At 69.1% G+C, this 20,783-nt stretch carries 14 protein-coding genes; 10 read left to right on the forward strand and 4 right to left on the reverse strand.

Going from position 1 to position 20,783, the window contains the following annotated elements; genetic code table 11:
* The first annotated feature begins 461 nt into the window (after positions 1-461).
* From D1369_RS15985 to D1369_RS16010, 4 genes are all read left to right on the forward strand, one after another.
* The gene (locus tag D1369_RS15985) at positions 462-5,000 is read left to right on the forward strand and encodes an RICIN domain-containing protein (RefSeq protein WP_118082505.1); all 4,539 of its coding nucleotides are present in this window, start codon (positions 462-464) and stop codon (positions 4,998-5,000) included.
* Positions 4,993-5,415 carry a hypothetical protein gene (locus D1369_RS15990; RefSeq protein ID WP_007384099.1) on the forward strand — a complete coding sequence of 141 codons (423 nt, stop codon included), beginning with the start codon at positions 4,993-4,995 and terminating at the stop codon, positions 5,413-5,415. Before D1369_RS15985 ends, D1369_RS15990 begins: the two co-directional genes overlap by 8 nt.
* A gap of 961 nt (positions 5,416-6,376) precedes the next feature.
* On the forward strand, positions 6,377-7,345 hold the full coding sequence (gene coaA / locus D1369_RS16005) for a type I pantothenate kinase (RefSeq protein ID WP_037901151.1): 969 nt from the start codon (positions 6,377-6,379) through the stop codon (positions 7,343-7,345).
* Between the two features lie 41 nt (positions 7,346-7,386).
* Complete coding sequence (locus D1369_RS16010) at positions 7,387-8,307, forward strand: DUF389 domain-containing protein (RefSeq protein ID WP_007384096.1); 921 nt, start codon at positions 7,387-7,389, stop codon at positions 8,305-8,307.
* Positions 8,308-8,554: 247 nt separating this feature from the next.
* Here the strand turns inward: D1369_RS16010 and glmM are convergent, their stop codons facing one another.
* From glmM to rplM, 3 genes are all read right to left on the reverse strand, one after another.
* Entirely contained in the window at positions 8,555-9,913 is a 1,359-nt protein-coding gene (glmM, locus tag D1369_RS16015; RefSeq protein ID WP_007384095.1) for a phosphoglucosamine mutase, read from the reverse strand.
* Positions 9,914-10,103: 190 nt separating this feature from the next.
* Entirely contained in the window at positions 10,104-10,625 is a 522-nt protein-coding gene (gene rpsI, locus D1369_RS16020; protein ID WP_007384094.1) for a 30S ribosomal protein S9, read from the reverse strand.
* 42 nt (positions 10,626-10,667) lie between these two features.
* A complete protein-coding gene (rplM, locus tag D1369_RS16025) occupies positions 10,668-11,111 on the reverse strand; it encodes a 50S ribosomal protein L13 (RefSeq protein ID WP_028807835.1) in 444 nt (147 codons plus the stop codon).
* 337 nt (positions 11,112-11,448) lie between these two features.
* Here rplM and D1369_RS16030 point away from each other — a divergent pair, with 337 nt between their 5' ends.
* From D1369_RS16030 to D1369_RS16055, 6 genes are all read left to right on the forward strand, one after another.
* Positions 11,449-12,336 (forward strand): membrane protein, encoded by an 888-nt coding sequence (locus D1369_RS16030; protein WP_037901146.1) that lies wholly within the window; start codon positions 11,449-11,451, stop codon positions 12,334-12,336.
* Between the two features lie 53 nt (positions 12,337-12,389).
* A complete protein-coding gene (locus D1369_RS16035; protein ID WP_050789740.1) occupies positions 12,390-13,769 on the forward strand; it encodes a glycosyl hydrolase in 1,380 nt (459 codons plus the stop codon).
* A 249-nt stretch (positions 13,770-14,018) separates the two neighbouring features.
* A complete protein-coding gene (locus D1369_RS16040) occupies positions 14,019-15,470 on the forward strand; it encodes a glycosyltransferase family 2 protein (protein ID WP_202477065.1) in 1,452 nt (483 codons plus the stop codon).
* A gap of 21 nt (positions 15,471-15,491) precedes the next feature.
* A complete protein-coding gene (locus D1369_RS16045; RefSeq protein ID WP_037901145.1) occupies positions 15,492-16,718 on the forward strand; it encodes a hypothetical protein in 1,227 nt (408 codons plus the stop codon).
* Between the two features lie 16 nt (positions 16,719-16,734).
* Positions 16,735-17,832 (forward strand): NDP-sugar synthase, encoded by a 1,098-nt coding sequence (locus D1369_RS16050; RefSeq protein WP_007384087.1) that lies wholly within the window; start codon positions 16,735-16,737, stop codon positions 17,830-17,832.
* A 47-nt stretch (positions 17,833-17,879) separates the two neighbouring features.
* Positions 17,880-19,910 (forward strand): acyltransferase family protein, encoded by a 2,031-nt coding sequence (locus D1369_RS16055; protein WP_106433519.1) that lies wholly within the window; start codon positions 17,880-17,882, stop codon positions 19,908-19,910.
* Here the strand turns inward: D1369_RS16055 and truA are convergent.
* Positions 19,888-20,757, reverse strand: a complete 870-nt coding sequence (gene truA, locus D1369_RS16060; protein WP_007384085.1) for a tRNA pseudouridine(38-40) synthase TruA — start codon at positions 20,755-20,757, stop codon at positions 19,888-19,890. The genes D1369_RS16055 and truA overlap by 23 nt on opposite strands.
* Positions 20,758-20,783: the final 26 nt, after the last annotated feature.

Consider the following 20,783-nt stretch of genomic DNA (forward strand, 5'->3'; position numbering starts at 1 on the left):
GAAGCACAGGTTTTCCTAGCCCTCAGGGGGCTCACGCCCTCTTACGACAGCGCCCGACCTGGGGCGGCTTCACGCCAGGCAGCGGAAAGCCCTTGCCCGCACTCCCGACCACCTGCCTAAAGTGGCCCCGCTTGACCAGATCATGACCAATCTGGGAGGGCATGCACGACAGTCAGCGACCGGGGGGACAGTGTCGCTACGGGGGAGGGACCTTCTGTGCCGCACCATCTGCAATCCGCGTGTCCCACGCCCGCCTGCCAAAGGCGTCCCTGACGCCTGGCAAGACGAGGCCGACTCGTCAGTTCTTCACGACCCCTGAGCCGCCATCGGCGGGCTCCCGGTCGGTTCCTTGCGACGAAAAGGATGCGCTCTTGCGTTCCAGACCACCCGCCTTCCTGATATCGGCATCAGGAAGGCAAGGGGTTTTCGCCCGTGTCGTTCTCCTTCTGAGCGCAGTCGCGATGCTGGCGACGCTCGCCGTTCGGCCCGACCTCGCGGGACTCCTCGCGGGTGACGCCACGACCCGTTCCAGCGACAGGCGGGACGACTGGTTCGAAACCACGTCCGACGAGCAGTTGCGCTTCGACCAGTGCCTGATGACCGATGCCGTACGTCTGGGCGGGCCGGGCATGTACGGCCTCGCCCAGGACGCCTTGAACCAGACGCCGGCGAAACTGCGCGAACTCGCCGCCATGGACGGCGGCGGGTTCGACGGTCCCCTGCTTCAGGCCCATGAGAAGGACGAGAGCGCCTGGAAGGCCAACTGGGAGCGTCTCTACGCGAAGAGGAACGCCTGGGAAAAGCCCCTGGACGGCCTGGCGACCCCGCACGGGTTCAATGAGTCGACCTTCCACGATGTGCCCGGCGTCCACGACGGCGAGGACTTCTACGACCAGACCGGTCTGGGCAAGTGGGCCGGCGGCCCCGACTGGAACAAAGATTTCACCTTCTACGACCCCACCCCCGAGGCTGATGACAAGACCCTCAAGGCCGTCAAGGACCTCGGTACACCCCTTTACGCCGAGAAGCCCTACGACCCGTCCCTCCCGGCCGGGGAGCGGGATCGGCAGTACTACGAACAGCAAGCGTTCGAGGCGCTGTTCGACTCATTCCACGGCAAGGGTGCCGACGACGCCCGTCTCTTCCTGGCCTCCGGCGGCTTCCCCCGTACCTCCCCTGAGCCGGGCACTGTCGAGTACCGCATCGCCGTAGAGGACATGAAGACCCGCTTCGCCTCATGCGGATGGCGGGATCCGATCGACCCGAACAAGACCCTGCGCCAGGTGGAGGACACCGCCACGCAGGAGTGGCAACAGGAGATCGCCTCCCAGGCCGCCCAGCGCAACCAGATCCTCACCGCCAACCGCGACGCCACCACGGCCCTGACCAAGGGCGCCGAATCGATGGCCGATCTGCTCGGCCAGTCGTGGATCGCCGATCACCTGGCCCGCTGGCAGGACTACTGGGCCCCCGGTGGCCTCGGCTGGATCGGTGACTCTCCGGCGGTCATCCAGGTCGAGGCGGCCCAGGGCAAGTGCCTCGACGTGGCCGGTGCGAAGAAGACCGACGGCACCCCCGTACAGCTGTACACCTGCAACAAGACGGCGGGACAGCAGTGGAGGTTGGAGGCGTCCAACAACGCCTACGCCCTGATCAACGAAAACTCCCAGAAGTGCCTCGACGTCCAGAGCAGCAACCCCGCCAACGGCACGAAGATCCAGATCTGGACCTGCAACGGCAGCAAGGCCCAGCAGTGGAACTTCGACGTCCGCGCGGCGGGCGAGCTCCGCAATGTGGTCACGGACAAGTGCCTGGACCTGCACACCTTCGACAACAGCCAGGACTCGTGGCTGTGGACGTGCAACGGCACGAACCCGCAGAAGTTCCGGATCGTCCCCCAGGGCCACAAGGGCACGGACAGCCTGAGCTACCCGGACAAGGCCCAGTTCGACAAGGCCAAGGCGGGCATCACCGCGGCGCAGACCCAGGCGAAGAAGCAGCTCGACGCCATCAAGGCGCAGTTGGCGGCGGCGAAGAAGGCCGGCACCGCGAGCGACACCGCCGAGCAGGCCGCCTACCGGATCGCGGACGCGGGCGGCGCCCCGCGCGGCCGGGGTCTGCTGGTGGGGCAGCAGAAGGCGCAGGTGACACAGGGGGCCGTGGCCGGCCTGGAGGCCCTGGTGAAGGCCGCTGAGACCGCCGAGGCGGCCACCCGAGCCTCCGCCGGGGACAGCAAGACGATCGCCCAGCGGGCGCTGGCACAGGCGGCGCAGTCGAAGGCCGAGTTCCGCAAGGCCGCCGCCGCGGTGGCCGAGGCACAGGCCAAGGCCGCCGCCGATGCGGCCAAGCTGCACCGCGACAACGCCAAGAAGGACAAGGAGACCGCGGAGGCCAAGCTCGCCGAGACCCTCAAGGCCGAGGGCGACGCCAAGGCGGCTGCCGCCGACGCGCGCGCCAAGCGGCTGGCCGCCGAGGCCGAGGAGAAGACGGCCAAGGCGGAGAAGGAAAAGGCCGCGGCCAAGCAGGCCGAGGCCAACCAGCACAAGCTGAACGCCCAGGCAGAGGCAACGAACGCGCAGAACTCGAAGGAGAAGGCCGAGGCCGCCGAGCGAACAGCGGTCGCGCGCAAGAACGATGCCGTCACGGCCCGCGACCACGCCAAGGCCAAGCGCGACGACGCCTGGGAGGCCGAGCAGAAGGCCGACGCGGCCCGTGCCAAGGCCGACGCCAAGGGCGCCTACGCCGATTCGCTGGACGCGGGCGACGCGGCTACCGCGGCGCGCGCCGCCGCCGACGAGGCCGACCGGCACGCGAGCGACGCGGAGGCGGCCGCGGGCCGGGCCCGCTCCGAGGCCGACGCGGCCACGCGGGCCGCAGCCGAGGCGGACGCGGCGGCCACCCGTGCCGAGGCTGCGGCCAAGCGGTCCCGCGCCGCTGCCGATGCCGCCCAGGCCGCGAAGCTGAGGGCCGACGCGGCGGTCAGGACGGCGACCAGCGCCACGGCGGACGCGATCGCGGCAGCCCGGCACGCCGCCTCGGAAGCGAAGACAGCGGTCCAGCTGGCTGCCGAGGCCGGGGCGCACGCCAGGACCGCCAAGTCCCAGGCGGACGCGGCGAAGGCGGAGCTCGCCAAGGCCATGGCCGCCTCGGCGAGGGCCGCGGGCTTCGCCCACGTCACCGCACAGGCCGCCGTGGACGCCGGAAAGGCCGCCGCGCAGGTCGCCACGCCGGCCAATGACGCCATCCAGCTCGGCTCCCCGTACGTCGACACCGACTCCGCCGCGAGCCTGGTCGTCCTGACCGGGCAGGCGTCGAAGTCGATCGCCGAGCAGCAGAAGGCCGTCGCCGACGCCCACGCCAAGAACGCCCAGGCGGAGGCCGACGCGGCCAAGTCCCTCGCCGATCAGGCGAAGGACGACACCAAGGCCGCCTACCAGCACGCCGCCAACGCCGCCGGCTACGCGAGGGACGCCCGCGGCTACGCCAAGGAGGCCCTGGGCTACGCGGCCGGCGCGGCGGAGGCAGCCGCCAAGGCCACCCAGTCGCTGGCCCGCACCACCGAGTACGACCGCCAGGCCGGCGAGGACGCCGCAGCAGCCGACGCGGCAGCCGGCCGCGCCGAGAACCACGCCACCTCGGCCCGAGCTTCAGCCGACCAGGCCGCCCTCGACGCGGAAGCGGCCCACGCGGCCGCGGCGGAGGCCGAACAGGCAGCGAGGGACGCCCGAGCGGCAGCCGACCGCGCGGACGCGGCAGCGACCGAGGCGGAGGAGGCGGCGAAGGACGCCGACAAGTACGCCAAGGAGGCCCAGGAGGCGGCCGACCGGGCCGAGCGGCAGGACAACGCGAACCAGATCGAGACGGGCACCGTCCCCGACGAGACCGGTGCGCTCATCGGCGGCATGTTCTACGTCGTCGACCACATCGAGAAGGCCGGCGAACCGGACGTCACGAAGAAGACGGACGGCTGCGACGGCTGGTGGGACAAGCTGTTCTACGACGGCGACTGCACGATGACCACGAAGATCCACTTCAAGGCGGTCCTCGACCTGTACATGTGCAGCGCGCAGGACCTGGACCTGTCGCAGTACAAGTGCCCTTCGGGCGCCACGAAGTACCTCGGCCAGTATCCGACCAAGGAGATGACGACCGAGGTCACGCACACCATCACGATCGCCGAGTACCAGAAGAACATCGATCCGATCGACATCCTCTTCGGCAGCTGGATCAAGTGCGCCCAGAAGGTCACGCCCGGTGGGGCGGGCGGGAGCTGGAGTGGCTGCGCCTGGGCGGCCGTGGATGTGGCGAGCCTCTTCGCCGGCAAGATCCTGCGTCCCATCGCGGACGCCGTAAGGGCGGTGGACGCCGCCGCGCGCACCGGCATCGGCTTCGCGGACGCCTTCAAGGCCCTGCGTGCCCTCCCCCTGGCAGACGACGTCGTCCTCGCGCTCGGGGTCAAGGGACTCGACGAACTCGTCACGACCTGCACCAGGGTCCGCGCCCCGCTGCCCATGGCAAGAACGGCCGTGGCCGCCGGGGGCTGCCCCGAGGCACTGATCCTCTACAACAGTGAGGAGATGAGCCAATGGGCGTACAAGTACAGGGTCAAGTCCGGGTTCTTCGAGGGGGATCACAACATCGCCGTGGCCAAGGTGAAGGGCTGGGGCGACCCCATTACCGGTGACTTCGTGATCGCCAGCAGCAGCTTCGCGGGCCACTCGGAGACGAAGATCCTGGACATGCTGAAAGCGAGAAACATCGATCCCAGCGAGATCTCCGCCCTGTACACGGAGCGGCAGCCCTGCCCGGCCTGTGCATCGGAATTGTCCGGTGCCCTCAAGCCAGGCACACCGATCACCTACTCGGTCCCGTACCACCCCGACTTCGCGGACGCGGCTCGGGAACTGCTCGACCGATATGTTCGGCAGGCGGGCGGGCGGAGTCTGGCACGTCGCGCGACGAGCGACCAGCGAACCGAGGAACAAGCTGCACATGACTGAGCCCAAATTCGACCTGCCTCCCAAAGCCCCGCCGGAGGTCGTCGCCGAGCGTGACGCGCTGGCTGACGAGGTGTGCCGGGAACTGGCCCGAACCGGGCTCCCGGTGCACCGCGGCGACCTCGACGACAGCGCGGAAAAGAGACCTGGGGCACGTGTGCATGTCACGCCGTTCGTCGACGGCGGGGTGTATGTGAACTGGACGACGAATGCGGAGCTGAGGGACACGGCCCTCGACCTCTTCGCGCAGGGAATCGACTACGCCGACCCACCTCCGGTCCTCCGCCACTACAACAGCGTTCTCCAGCACATGCGGGCCGCCCTGTCGGAGATCTTGGCCTCGGCGGGATTCGAGGTCACAGAACCGGACCGGCACGGGCACGGAAGCATGATCCAAGTAAAGGGCTTCCGGCCCTGACCAGCCGCTGGTCAGGCCCCGCCGAATCCAAGCCGCCACCGGCTTCGGCGGGGCCTGCCCCAGGAGCGACGTGAGTCACAGCCTGTACCTCTGCCGTTTCGTCCACGGACAACCCAGCCCCATGGACGAAAACCCCGATACGCGATGTCCTCGGCCCGGTCACCGTGGGCGGAATGCCGGCCACGGGTCTCCGGGAGTCCTGGGATCTCGAAGCCGAGGACGGCGGTGGATCGGAGGTCCACGGCGACGCTCTCGGCCTAACCTTCAGCCGTTTCTCCCCCGGCCAGATCCTCGATCACATGGCCGAACTCGCCCGCCGCACCGGTGCCGCCGTCATACCGCTCGGATGCCCGGCCATCCTCACGAGCGAGGCCGACCCGAAACACCTCCCGGAGAGCCTGCGCGCGGAGGCGATCGTCGTGGCGCCCGAGTCCCTGACCGGCCAGGCGATCCAGCTCGTGATCACCCCGCGCCCTGAGCCCCGCCAACGCCCCGCCCTCCCCCAGTTCCCGTACCACCCCAACCCCGTCGCCACCGGCTCCGTCACCATCTCCGACGCCCCGGACAGGGGCATCGCCCGTACTGCGTCGCCTTCGGCAAGGCCGCCGAGCGATACGACGCCACCTTCGCCGACGGCATCGAGGGGGACGTACCCGAAGACGTCGGAACGACGATCCTCAGGCGCACCCCAGGATTCCTCGCCTGGCAGTCACCGACCTGGCTCACGCACTGCGGCGACGGCGCCGAGTTCCTCGGTCTCGCCGGAGCGAAGGAGCTCGAGAAGTACCCGGACGCCGTCGGCCACCTCCGCCAACGGTGGCCGGATGACCGGTTCGACGACTTCCTCGCCTACGCGGATTTCACCTGACGAGCCCCACGGCCGAGCCCCGCGTGACGCACCCCACCCCCCACCCCGTTCAAACTCCGTTAACAATGGACTGTGATCTCTCCGGTCTCCCCGATGCCCCGGAGCGCCCACCGGCACAAGCCGGAGGCGACTCCCTACGTCGACCTCACCCGCTCAGAGTGGAGTGCGCTGCGCGAGAAGACGCCCCTCCCGCTGAACGCCGAAGAGGTCGAGAAGCTGCGCGGCCTCGGTGACGTCATCGACCTCGACGAGGTGCGGGACATCTACCTCCCGCTGTCCCGGCTGCTGAATCTCTACGTCGGCGCCACGGACGGCCTCAGAGGCGCCCTGAACACCTTCCTCGGCGAGCAGGGCTCCCAGTCCGGCACCCCGTTCGTCATAGGGGTCGCGGGATCGGTGGCCGTGGGGAAGTCGACCGTCGCCCGCCTCCTCCAGGCCCTGCTGTCCCGCTGGCCCGAGCACCCGCGCGTCGAGCTGGTCACGACCGACGGCTTCCTGCTCCCCACCCGGGAGCTGGAGGCGCGCGGGCTCATGTCCCGCAAGGGCTTCCCCGAGTCGTACGACCGCCGCGCGCTGACCCGGTTCGTCGCCGACATCAAGGCGGGCAAGGACGAGGTCACCGCCCCCGTCTACTCCCACCTGATCTACGACATCGTCCCGGACCAGCGGCTCACCGTCCGCCGCCCCGACATCCTGATCGTCGAGGGCCTCAACGTCCTGCAGCCCGCCCTGCCCGGCACGGACGGCCGCACCCGCGTCGGTCTCGCCGACTACTTCGACTTCAGCGTGTACGTCGACGCGAGCGCCGAGGACATCGAGCGCTGGTACCTCAGCCGGTTCAAGAAGCTCCGGCAGACCGCCTTCCAGGACCCCGACTCGTACTTCCGGAAGTACACCCAGGTCTCCGAGGAGGAGGCCGTCGACTACGCCCGCACCCTCTGGCGCACCATCAACAAGCCCAACCTGGTGGAGAACATCGCCCCCACCCGCGGCCGCGCCACCCTCGTCATCCGCAAGGGCCAGGACCACAAGGTGCGCAGGCTCAGCCTCCGTAAGCTCTGAGCGCCGTACGCCCCTCGACGTAAGCCTGTTAAAAAGGCGTCATGCTGCATCTGCGCCTGATCACCCCGGCCGAGAAGACCGACGACGTGGTCCGACTGATCGAGAGGACGGTCGGCACCACCCACCTCGTCGTGATGCCGGGCGTCGCGCGCAACCCCGCCGGCGACGTCGTGACGTGCGACGTGGCGCGTGAGGCGGGTGACGAACTCCTCACCGAACTCCAGGGGTTGGGCCTCGACAGGACCGGCTCCATCGCGGTCGAGAACATCGACCTGTCCCTGTCGAAACGCGCCGACAAGGCCGAGGCGGAGGCTCCCGGTGAAGGGGCGGACGCGGTCCTGTGGGAGCACCTGGCCGACGCCACGCACGAGGAGTCGACGCTCTCGGCCACCTACCTCGCCTTCATCACCCTGGCCACGATGATCGCGGCCTGCGGTGTGGTGCTCGACAACGCGGTCCTCATCGTGGGCGCGATGGCCGTGGGCCCGGAGTTCGGCCCGCTCGCCGGCATCTCCACCTCGATAGTGCAGCGCGCCCCCCGCCTGGCCCTGCGCTCACTGATCGCACTCCTGGTGGGCTTCGCCGCGGCCATGGTGGTGACCGTGGGCTTCAGCCTCTTCATGGACGCGCTGGACCTGTTCAGCAAGGACCAGCTGGAGGCCGACCGCCCCCAGACCGGCTTCGTCTACGCCCCCGACGCCTTCTCCTTCATCGTCGCCGTCCTGGCCGGCGCCGCCGGCACCCTCTCCCTGACCTCGGCGAAGTCCGGTGCCCTGGTGGGTGTGGCCATCTCGGTCACCACGGTCCCCGCGGCCGCCAACGCGGCGGTGGCCCTCAGCTACGGCGACACCGAACAGACCTGGGGCTCAACGGAACAACTCCTCCTGAACCTCCTGGGCATCATCCTGGCGGGAACGGTGACCCTGCTGCTCCAGAAATGGGCCTGGCGGAAACGCACCTGACGCGAAGGCCGGCCCCGCACCCGCACATCAGCCCAGCGCCGACTTCACCGCGTCAGCCAGCCGCCCGCAACCGGCCGAGCCTCCGTCGCCCCGAGTTCCCGCTCGGCCTCGGACACCACCGCGGCGCCCTTAGGGGCGCGGGGAACTGCGCGACCGGCCCCCACGCACGCGCACCCGCACCCAACCCCGCACGCGCACCCGCCCCCGCACCCGCACCCGCACCCGCACCCGCACCCGCACCCGCAAATCAGCCCAGCGCCGACTTCACCGCGTCCGCCAGCCGCCCCGCGACCGACCGGGCCTGGTCGATGTCCGCCGCTTCGACCATCACCCGAACCAACGGCTCGGTACCGGACGGCCGCAGCAACACCCGCCCCGTCGCCCCGAGTTCACGCTCGGCCTCAGTCACCGCCGCTGCCAGCTCGCCGGACGTGGCGACCCGAGTCCGGTCCACGTCCGGGACGTTGATCAGCACCTGCGGCAGCCGCTCCATCACAGAAGCCAGCTCCTTCAGCGACCGCCCGCTCTCCGCGACGCGAGCCGCCAGCATCAGCCCGGTCAGCGTCCCGTCCCCGGTCGTGGCGTGATCCAGGATGATGACGTGTCCGGACTGCTCACCGCCGAGGGCGTACCCGTGCTCCTTCATCTCCTCGAGCACATACCGGTCACCCACCGCGGTCTGGACGAGCCGAAGCCCCTCCCGCTCCAGAGCCAGCTTGAACCCCAGGTTCGACATGACCGTCGCGACGACGGTGTCGGACCGCAGCGCCGACCGGTCCCTCATCGCCAGCGCGAGGACCGCCATGATCTGGTCGCCGTCCACCTCCTCGCCGGTGTGGTCGACGGCCAGGCAACGGTCCGCGTCCCCGTCGTGCGCGATGCCGAAGTCGGCACCGTGCTCGACCACGGCGGTCTTCAGCAGCCCGAGATGCGTGGAGCCGCAGCCGTCGTTGATGTTGAGCCCGTCCGGCTGGGCACCGATGGTGATGACCTCGGCGCCGGCCCGGGAGAACGCCTCCGGCGACACCCAGGCGGCAGCGCCGTGCGCCTCGTCGAGGACGATCTTCAGCCCGTCGAGGCGGTTCGGCAGTACGGCGATCAGGTGCGCCACGTACTTGTCGAAGCCCTCGGTGTACTCGCGGACCCGGCCGACGCCGCCGCCGGTCGGCCGCTCCCAGGGCTCGCCGCCCTTGTGCTCCTCGTAGACGGCCTCGATGCGCTCCTCCAGCTCGTCGTCGAGCTTGTGCCCGCCCCGCGCGAGGAACTTGATGCCGTTGTCGGGCATGGCGTTGTGGCTGGCGGAGAGCATGACACCGAGGTCGGCGCCGAGCACACCCGTGAGATACGCCACCGCGGGTGTCGGCAGCACGCCGACCTTCAGGACGTCCACACCGGCGCTCGCGAGGCCCGCGACCACGGCGGCCTCCAGGAACTCCCCGGACGCACGCGGGTCCCGTCCGACCACCGCCGTCGGCCGGTGGCCCTGGAACGTACCCGCCTCGGCCAGCACGTGCGCCGCCGCGACCGACAGACCGAGCGCCATCTCGGCCGTCAGATCCGCGTTGGCGACACCGCGCACGCCGTCCGTGCCGAAGAGTCGTCCCACTTGTCCTCCTGAGGAAGCGTCAGTTACGGAGATCATCCGATCACATGAGCCTTTGAGCGCCTTGTGCCGTTATACGCCTAAGGCTGTGATAAACGAACGCCCCGGCGGCACTGTGGCGTGCCGCCGGGGCGAACGGACGTACTGCTGGCTCGTGGGAACGAGCAGGTACGAGCAGAACAGGCAGCGAAGATTAACGCTTGCTGTACTGCGGGGCCTTGCGGGCCTTCTTGAGACCGGCCTTCTTGCGCTCGACCGCACGGTCGTCGCGACGGAGGAAGCCGGCCTTCTTGAGGGCGCCGCGGTTGTTGTCCACGTCGGCCTCGTTCAGCGCGCGGGCCACGCCGAGGCGCAGGGCACCGGCCTGACCGGAAACACCGCCACCCGCGATGCGGGCGATGACGTCGTAGCGGCCCTCGAGCTCGAGCACCTTGAAGGGCTCGTTGACTTCCTGCTGGTGCACCTTGTTGGGGAAGTAGTCCTCAAGGGTGCGACCGTTGATCTTCCACTTGCCGGTGCCCGGGACGATCCGGACGCGGGCGATGGCGTTCTTGCGACGGCCCAGGCCGGCCGCGGGCTGCGGGTCGCCGAAGCGGCCCGCGAGCGACTCCGAGGTGTACTCGCCCTCGACGGGGACCTCGGACTCGGTGGTGTAGCTGTCGATGTCGACGATCTCTTCGCCCTCGACGGGCGTCTCGACGGTGGTCTCGGCCACGATTCTCCTCAGATTCTGTTCAGTCTTAGGGGGTGGCCGGACTTACTGCGCGACCTGGGTGATCTCGAACGGCACCGGCTGCTGCGCAGCGTGCGGGTGCTGGTCGCCCGAGTAGACCTTCAGCTTGGAGAGCATCTGACGGCCCAGGCTGTTCTTGGGGATCATGCCCTTGATGGCCTTCTCGACGGCCTTCTCGGGGTTCTTGTCGAGGAGCTCGTCGTAGCGGACGGAGCGCAGACCACCCGGGTAGCCGGAGTGGCGGTACGCCATCTTCTGGGTCCGCTTGTTGCCGGACAGGTGCACCTTGTCGGCGTTGATGATGATGACGAAGTCGCCCATGTCCATGTGCGGGGCATAGGTCGGCTTGTGCTTGCCACGGAGGAGGTTCGCGGCAGTGGTAGCCAGACGGCCCAGGACGACGTCCTGAGCGTCAATGACGTGCCACTGGCGAGTCACATCGCCGGGCTTAGGGCTGTACGTACGCACTTCGCAGCCTTCTTCTTCAGTGGATGGGTGCTGAGACATGGCATCACTGAAGCGATCGTGCAGCTGGGGACGACAATGGCCGGGGCACTGCCCGTATGCCGCCCACTGGTAACTGCTCCAGGGAACCTAGGTAAAGGTCTCTCGCATAAGAACGAGCGAGCCAATACACAACGAAGATGCAGGATACCCGGGGTCCCACGGACGGGTCAAAACGAGGCCCTCACGACAGGCCCCACGACACCTCCGCGGCCGAGATGTGCACGGGTGCCGGAAAGGTCCCGAGGCCAGTGTCCACAGGCCCCACAGCACCTCCCGTACCCCGTCTAAGATGCGCCCCATGAGCTTTGGGCAGCAGGGGGGACCCCCGTCCCAGTGGGATCCCTGGAAACCGCAGTCACAGCAGCCGTGGAGCAGCGGCGGGGGCGAGCAGACCCCGGACTGGGCCGCGCTCGCCGAGGCCTCCGAGATCCGCAACAGACGGCGCCGGCTGTTCTTCATCGTGGGCGGCGCGCTCGCCACGGTCGCGATAGGCACCGCCGTGGCGATGGCCGTCGTGTCGGCGGACGGCAACGACGAGGCGAACAAGCCTACGTCCTCGCTGTCGGCCGCCGCGATCCCCAGCGCGACCGGGACCGCCCCGTCGTTCGCGCCGACCAGCGCCCCGCCGCCGCTGGACCCGAAGGACTTCATCGCCAGCAAGGCCAAGGACACGGCCCCGCTCAGCGCGAAGATCCTCTTCCCGGGCACCCAGCTGACCATGGGCTCGACCGTGTACAAGAAGGGCACCACCTCCGACACGAAGAACTGCGCCGCCACCGACACGGTCCAGCCCACCCTCGGCAAGATCCTCACGGGCAACGGCTGCACCCAGTTCATGCGCGTCAGCTACACCAAGGACGGCGTCTCGGTGACGGTCGGCGTGGCCGTCTTCGACACCGAGGCCCAGGCGGCGAAGGCGAAGGGGCAGGTCAACACCAAGAAGGACATCGTCAAGTCGCTCTCGGGCGGCGCGGTCAAGCCCTTCTGCAACTCCGCGATCTGCCGCACGACCTCGAACTCCTACGGCCGGTACGCCTACTTCACCATCGGCGGCTTCGCCAGCGGCAAGAACGTCACGGAGAAGGACACCGCGGTCTTCAGCATCGGCAACAACCTGGCCGAGTTCACCTTCCGCCAGATCCACCGGCGGGGCCAGGCGCAGGCCTCCACGGCAGCGGGCGAGTGACCCGGCGCGCACAGGCGCGGGACTGCTCGTGAGACCGGCATAGCGTCTTGGACATGCGAGGGCGGGTCCGGCTCATAGGGGCCGCGGCGGGGGCGGCACTGCTGGCCCCGCTGGGGATATGGGCGTGGCCCGGGGACAGCGCCCCGGGTCCCCGGCTCGTCCCCACCGAGCTGCGCGACCGGGACCCCGAGGCGACCCCCGCGGCCCGCCGGGTCTACGCGACGCTGGCCGGCCTGGAGAACGACGCGCGCCGCGGCCGACCGTCCCGCACCCTGATCGGCCAGCACGTCGAGCTGCAGAACGAGCGGTACAACGCGGAGTACGGCGACTACCGGGGCACCAAGCAGCCCGGCTACTACTACCGCAAGGCACGGGACATCACCGGGAAGCTGCCCGCCTTCCTGGAGCTGGACCTCGGGCCCGGATACGGCCAGCCAGGCTGGGCGGTGGGCGAGGCCCGCTCCTACAACCGCGCCTGGCCGAGCTGCCGTCGCGCGTGGGGGTACGTCGAGGACGCCGTGGACCTGGCCGCCGGGGTGTGGGCGGGGCTGCCGCGGGCCGACGACGGTTCGTACCGCCCCTCCGGCACGCACAGGGAGTGCGCCACCGGCACGGAGGTCTCCCTGCCGGACAACGGGGGCCGTCCGGCGGGCCTGGTCGGCTTCTCCTTCCACCAGCCCTACCCGGGCAGCCCGGTCAAGGGCTTCCCGCAGACCCGGCACCGCGACTCCCCCGCCGCGAAGGACCCCGGCTGGTTCGGCCGGGTGGTCACCGAAGGTACCCCCGAGCACCTGGCCCTGCTGCACGACCTGGCCTTCCTCGCCGACCACCTCGGCTACCTCGCCGGCCGCGGGGTGCCGGTGCTGCTGCGGCCGTACCACGAGATGAACACCGCGCCGGGCCACGGCTTCTGGTGGGCGGGACAGGACCCGGCCGCCTTCCACAGGCTGTGGCAACTGACGTACGACTACCTCGTGCACCGTCGCGGCCTGCACAACCTGGTCTTCGTCTGGTCGCCGAACTCCTGGAACGGCCCCTACGGCCGCGACCCCCGGCCGTACTACCCCGGCGGCCGGTACGTCGACGTCGTCGGAGTCGACGACTACAGCGACACCCCGGCCGAGCCCTTTGGCGGGGGCGCATGGACCGAGGTCTGGTACCGCGGCCTGGAGGAGTACCGCAGACCGCGCATCGTGGCCGAGTCCTTCCACGTACCGCTCAACGCCCACCAGCCCAGAACGCTGTCCCGGACCCCGTGGGTGCTGTGGACGGTCTGGGGCCAGGCGCTGACGTACGACAACGTCTCGGAGCCGCGCGGCAAGAACACCGCGGCCGACGTGAAACGCACCTATGGGTCACCGAAAGTGACCATCGGCGGACACGCTGCAGAGCGGACGCCTTGGGCGGAGATCACCACACAAGACGTGACTTGATTAACTTTTGAACACATCATCCTCACAAGCGTTTTCACTTTCACGCGGTTGTGTAAGGATCTGTGTCTTATCGATCAGTCTTCGGGCGCCCGGGGGGGCATCTGAGCGCGGCTGACCGAGAGCGCCAAAGAAGGCGTTGAGGGGATGGACCCGGAACCACACCAGTCGTCACGGTGCGCACTCATGCCGTGACGCAGATCCGTCGTGCCTCAACGCGCCACTGATCTCAAGGGGAGTTCCGCAGTCGTCATGGCATCGACAGCCGTCGAGGGGGGCGTGCCGCATTCCCGGCACAGTCAGAAGCTCGCGAAACGTACCGCCGCATGGAAGCCGGGAATTCTCCCGTTCCTGATCCCGCTGGTCTTCCTCACCGTGTTCAGCCTGTGGTCGTACACGCCCAGCCACTCACCGCTGGCATGGCTGATCACCATCTGCTGGGCCCTTCCGGTGCCCGGTGTACTCGTGTCCGTCCAGGGCTTCTTCCTCATCCGCCGCCGGATCCGCAAGGCCCACCTGATGACCCCGCCCGCCCTGGTGGAACAGGACTTCCTGATCTGTCTCGTGCCCACCATCGGCAGGCACGACACCTACCCCGCCCTGGAGCGCTCGGTCCTCTCGTACGTCGAGCACCTCCCGGAGTGGTTCCCGTACATGCGGGTGGACGTCCTCACCGAGGAGGGCTGCGAGGCCGCCGAGCGGATCGACGAGCTCGCCGCGACCAGTCCACTGATCCGTGTGGTCACGGTCCCGAAGGCGTACGAGACGAAGAACGGCACCCGCTTCAAGGCCCGCGCCAACAACTACGCCCATGAGCTGCGCATCGCGGAGGGCGAGGCCCTCGAGCACGTGTGGGTCCTGCACATGGACGACGACACGGGCGTCGGGCCCGACACGTCGGCCTCCCTCGCGCAGTTCATCAACCGCCAGCGTCGCGCGACCCCCGAAGAGGTCAAGCACATGGCACAGGGCATCCTGACCTACCCGCGGGAGAACGCGGTGAGCATGCTCACCTGGTTCGCCGACGCCATCCGCCCCGCTGACGACATCGCACGGTTCCGCGCCTTCACCGGCCTCGGCACCCCGGCCGCCGGTGTGCACGGCGAACTCCTGGTCATCCGCGCCTCCATCGAGGCCGAGATCGGCTGGGACTTCGGGCCCAAGGAGATCGTCGAGGACGCCCGGCTGGCCCTGACCTTCTGCCGTATCTACCCGGGCCGCAGCGACTGGTTCAACGGCCGCTGCTACGGCGCCTCGCCGGCCAACACCAAGGACTTCATCAAGCAGCGCGAGCGCTGGGCCTGGGGCCTGGTCGCTCTCTGCTTCAACCGCAAGGTGCCGCTGCGCTACCGCTGGTTCCTGACCATCTGCGTGACGAGCTGGATCCTGGGCCCGCTGCAGCACGTCGGCACGATCCTCTTCGTCGCCTGGTTCATCGGCGACATGAACACCTCACCGGTGACCCAGTCCGTGGTCATCCTGTGGTCGCTCAGCTTCGCGTATGTGATCTGGGCCTACTGGGAAGGGCTGCGGCTCAACGCGATCGCCTCGGCGAACGGCAGGCGCAAGTGGTGGGAGCCTTTCGCGGTCCTGCTCCTGCTGCCCTTCTTCTCCCTCATCGAGGGGATCGGCGGCATCAAGGGCCTGTGGAAGTTCGTCCGCCGCGAGGAGAACAAGTTCGTCGTCATCGCGAAGCCCGCCTGAGCCGGAAGAGACCGACACCTCATGAAGCGCGCCCGCTTGCCCCTGCTCGCCGTGCTGCCCGTCAGCGTCATCTCCTTCGTGATCGCGGTCCCGTTTGTCGCGGGTGACCACCCCTTGCGCTGGGAATCGGGCTCACTGCTGCCCAAGCTCGTCCTCAACGGCGAGGACAGCACCCCCGTCGGCGGTGCCACGGACTCCGACGGCACGACCTCCGCGTCCCCCTCGCAGACACACAAGGCCGCCAAGGTGGACAAGGAGTGGAAGAAAGGCATGCCCCAGTGGGGCGTGCAGCTCTACTGGGAGGACAATCCCAGGCACTCCCTGGAGTACGTCGAGAAGCAGGCCCGGCTGCACGCCGATTACCTGGTCGGCCTGCACGCCAACTCCGTCAGCGTGTCCTTCCCCTTCTTCACCGGGGACCGCCGGTCGACGAAGATCTTCGAAGGCGCCAAGACCCCGACGCCGGCCCGGCTCGCCCGGGTGCTGGAGATCTTCCACGAGGCCGGGCTGCGCACCACCGTGCGGCCCCTCATGGACGAGCGCTCCCTGGACGCGGAGGACGGCTGGCGAGGCAACATCAAGCCCGCCGACCGCGACACCTGGTTCGCCTCGTACGAGGCATTCGCCGCCCCGTACCTGAAGGCCGCGGAGAGCGAGAAGGCCGCCACCTTCGTCATCGGGACCGAGCTGAACTCCCTGGAGGGCGACGCCCGCTGGGACGGGGTCGTGGACCACGCCGAGAAGCTCTTCAGCGGCGAGGTCGCCTACGACGCCAACTGGGACAACTACGTCAGCGGTCCCATCTCGATGCCCGTCAGCCACCTCGGCATCGACGCGTACTTCCCGGTCAAGGTCGCCGACGACGCCTCCGTGGACACCCTGGTCAAGGGCTGGAACAACTGGCTGGACAAGAAGGCCACCGGCAAGCTGCCGAAGATCACCATCTCCGAGGCCGGCATCGGCGCGATGAACGGCGCCTACCACGCTCCCGGTGACTTCTACACCAAGCGGGCCGTCAACCCGACGGTGCAGGCGAACTGGTACAAGGCCGTCTGCCAGGTCGTCCAGGAACGCAGGATGTCCGGCGTCTACTGGTGGTCGATCTACTTCGACACCGACCCGAACGCCAAGCCCGACGACAAGGTCGCCTCCCGGCTCGACTTCGCCGGACGCCCCCTCTCCGAGAAGGCCGTCAAGTCCTGCTTCAGCTCCGGCTACGCAGGCCCCGGTACCGACACCGCAAGCTGACCGAGCGGAGGCAATCATGCAAGAAGCCATCATTCTGGTGGGCGGCAAGGGAACACGCCTGCGCCCCCTGACGAACCACACCCCCAAGCCCCTGCTGGGCGTCGCGGGCTCCTCCTTCATCCGTCACCAGATCGCCAAGCTGATGGATGCCGGCGTCGAGCACGTGGTGTTCGCGACCTCGTATCTCGCCAGCCTCTTCGAGGAGGAGTTCAAGGACTTCACCCGGGAGCTGAAGATCTCCTACGCCGTCGAGGAGGTGCCGCTCGGCACGGGCGGAGCGATCCGCAACGCCGCCCGCCTGCTGGACGGTCCGGCGGACGCGTCGGTGCTGGTCCTCAACGGCGACATCCTCTCCGGTGTCGACCTGAACGCCCTCCTGGAGCGCCACGCGGAGCGGGAAGCGGAGGTGACGCTTCACCTCACCCGTGTCCCCGACCCCCGTGCCTTCGGGCTCGTCCCCACCGACGGGTCCGGCCGGGTGCTGTCCTTCCTGGAGAAGCCCAAGACCGCCGAGGAGTGCGTCACCGACAAGATCAACGCCGGCTGCTACGTCTTTCGCCGGTCCGTCCTGGACGCCATCCCCGCCGACCGCGAGGTCTCGGTCGAGCAGGAGACCTTCCCGCAGCTCGTCGCCCGGGGCGGCCGTGTCTTCGGCCACACCACGGACGACTACTGGCGGGACCTCGGCACCCCGCTGGCCTTCGTCCACGGCTCCGCCGACCTGGTCACCGGCAAGGCGGCCTCGCCCCTGGTGGGACGGCCGGCCGAGGCCCTGGTCCACCCCACGGCCGTGGTCGACCCGACCGCCCGTGTCACCGGCGGCTCGACGATCGGCCCGCGCGCCGTCATCGGTGCCCATGTGGTCGTCGAGCACTCGATCATCAGCGGCGGCGTGACCGTGGGCGACGGCGCCCGGATCCACGAGTCCGTGGTCGACCACGACTCCTCGATCGGCAGCGAATCGGTTCTTCGTGAGGTGGTGGTGGGCTGCCACGCCCACATCGGCGCGCAGAACGAACTGCCCGCCCAGCTGCGGCTGTCGTGCGGCATCCGCATCCCCGCCCAAGGGGTGCGCGTCAGCGGTACGGCTGTCGCCTGCCCGACGATCCACTGAACTCGTCCGTCCGCCGAACGGCCCGCCCGCACAGCTACTGGAGAACCGTGACCCGCCATCGTTCATCGGCCGCGCAGACAGAGGGTCTTCGCAAGTACCGGCCGGACATTCAGGGCCTGCGTGCCGTCGCCATCATGATGGTCGTCGCCATGCACTGCGGCATCCTCGACATCCACGGCGGTGTGGACGTCAGCTTCGTACTCAGCGGCTTCCTCATCGGCGGCCAGCTCCTCGCGGAGATCGACAGGACGGGGAAGGTCTCACTGAGCAAGTTCTGGGCCCGCCGCTTCCGGCGCCTGGCTCCGGGGATGACCGTCGTCGTCCTCGCCACCGCGTCCCTCGCCTGGATCTACGGCAGCCCGCTCAGGTTCCGCGACACCATGGAGGACGGCCTCGCCTCCGCGCTCAGCGTCATGAACTGGCGGCTCGTCGAGACCGGCACGGACTACTTCGCCAACGACGGCACCCAGTCGCCGTACCAGCACTTCTGGTCGCTCGGCATCGAGGAGCAGTTCTATCTGGCGGCTCCGCTGGCCCTGTTCGCCATGGCCTGGCTCAGCCGTGTCGTCTTCCGCAACCGCGTGCTGGTGGGACTCTTCCTGGGGGCGGTGATCGGCGGCTCCTTCTACGTGGGCTACACACAGACCAGCGTCAACCAGCCGCTCGCCTACTTCGGTACCCACACCCGCATCTGGGAACTCACCGTCGGCATCCTGATCGCCCTCGGCGCACCGCTGCTCTCCCGTATGAACCGGGCAGTGGCCGGCGTGATCTCCTGGCTGGGCCTCGCCACCGCGATCGGCACCGCGCTCCTCATCACCCCGGAGACCCCGCTGCCGGGGTACGCGGTGGCCGGCCCCGTCCTCGGCGCGGCCATGATCATCGCCGGCGGGTGCGCGGCCCCGCGCTTCGGTGCGGAACGGCTGCTGGACAACCCGGTGCTCAACTCGGTCGCCAACGTCAGCTACGGCTGGTACCTCTGGCACTGGCCGATCCTGATCCTGTGGCCGGACATCACCGGCCACGAGCTCTCCTACTCGGACCGCTTCCGCGTGGCGTCCCTGTCGCTGATCCTGGCCTACGCGATGTTCTACGTCGTCGAGCACCGCTTCAGGACCAACGCCCAGCTCGTGGCCCGCCCCTGGAAGGGCATCTTCGCCGGTGGCACGGCCGTCGCGGGTACGGCCGGTGCCGCGGCCTTCGCCATGACCGTCCTGCCGCTGAACCTCTCGGCCTCGGCCGTGGCCGCGGGCTCCGGCACCGTGGGGTGGAGCGGTACGGAATCGGTGCGCGGCTCCGTGGTCCACAAGCAGCTGTCCGCAGTCGCCCGGGGCGCCCTGCCGAAGTCCCCCGACGACCAGACGCACTACGGATGCATCGACAACACCGATGTCGAGGAGTTCGTCCTGCGCGACAACTGCGTGATCGGCGACAGGACGGGCGAGAGGTCCGTCGTCGTGATCGGCGACTCGCACGCCTGGCAGTGGGGTGACGCCTTCGACGAGATCGGCCGGAAGCTGCACGCCAAGATCGTGACCATGGCGAAGGGCGGCTGCTCCCCCGAGGTCTACGCCATCAAGAACCCGGAGCTCAACCGCGAGTACTCCGAGTGCGACAGCTGGCGCAGGACGGCGTTCGAGGAGATCAAGAAGCTCAAGCCCGATGTCGTCGTCGTCACCAACCGGGTCCGCCAGGAGGCGACCGAAGCCGGAGCCGAGAAGGCGTTCCAGGCCCTGGAGGAGTCGGGGGCCGAGATCGTCTATCTGACGGACACCCCGCAGCCCGGCCGGAACGTACCCGACTGTCTCGCCACCCACATCGACGACGTCACGGCCTGCAATCCCGCCCAGGACAAGGCCATCGAGTACACCGACTACCGGGCCATGGAACAGAAGGTGGCCGAGCGCCACGGTGGCGTGGTCATCGACACGCTGCCGGCGTTCTGCGCGGACGACGTGTGCCCGACGGTGATCGGCGACCAGATCGTCTACTTCGACGCCAGCCACATCACGGCCGGCTACGCGAAGTCCCTGGTGCCCTTCCTCCAGCCGACCCTCAAGAAGGTCCTGGCCGGCTGACCCCGAGCACCTCTCCCCGTACCCGGCGGGCCTGAAGCTGCCTCTCGGCAAGCTGGTCGTCCGCCGGGTACGCGACCTCCTCCAAGGTCAGCCCGTGCGGCCGTACGACATGGACGGCACTGTCCCGGACACCCGCGTCCAGCACCTTCCGCGGCCACTCCACACCCCGGTGCCCGTCCCCCACGAACAGCAGCGCCCCGACCATGGACCGCACCTGGTTGTGGCAGAAGGCGTCGGCCCGGACCTCGATCTCGACGACCCCGTCCGCCCGCCGCCGCACCCCGAAGTCGAGGATCTCGCGGATCGTCGTCGCTCCCTCACGCCTCTTCGCGTAGGCCGCGAAGTCGTGCTCCCCCACGAGGGACTTCGCGGCGGCGTCCATGACAGCGACGTCCAACTCCCAGTCGTGCCACAGCACATGGTTGCGCAGCAGCGGATCCACGCCACCGGGCTGGTCCCCCACCCGGTAGACGTACCGCCGCCACAGAGCGGCGAACCGCGCGTTGAACCCAGCCGGAGCCTCCCGCAAGGACCACACCCGCACATCCTTCGGCAGCCGCCCCGCCAGCCGCTTCAGCAGCTTGTCGCGATGCTCCGCCCACAGCCCCTCGGGCAGATCCACGTGCGCCACCTGCCCCCGCGCATGCACCCCGGCATCGGTCCGACCGGCCACGGTCAGCTCGTACGTCACGTCCTTCGACCGCGTGACCGTCCGCAACGCGTCCTCGATCTCGCCCTGTACGGTCCGCCGGCCGCCGGCCTGCTTGGCCCATCCGGAGAAATCGGACCCGTCGTAGGAGAGGTCGAGACGGACACGGACGTCACCGGGCTGTACTTCGTCGCTCACCCCTGGATCCTCTCAGGAACGCGAGA

The sequence above is a fragment of the Streptomyces sp. CC0208 genome, from assembly GCF_003443735.1.
GTDB classification, from domain to species: domain Bacteria; phylum Actinomycetota; class Actinomycetes; order Streptomycetales; family Streptomycetaceae; genus Streptomyces; species Streptomyces sviceus.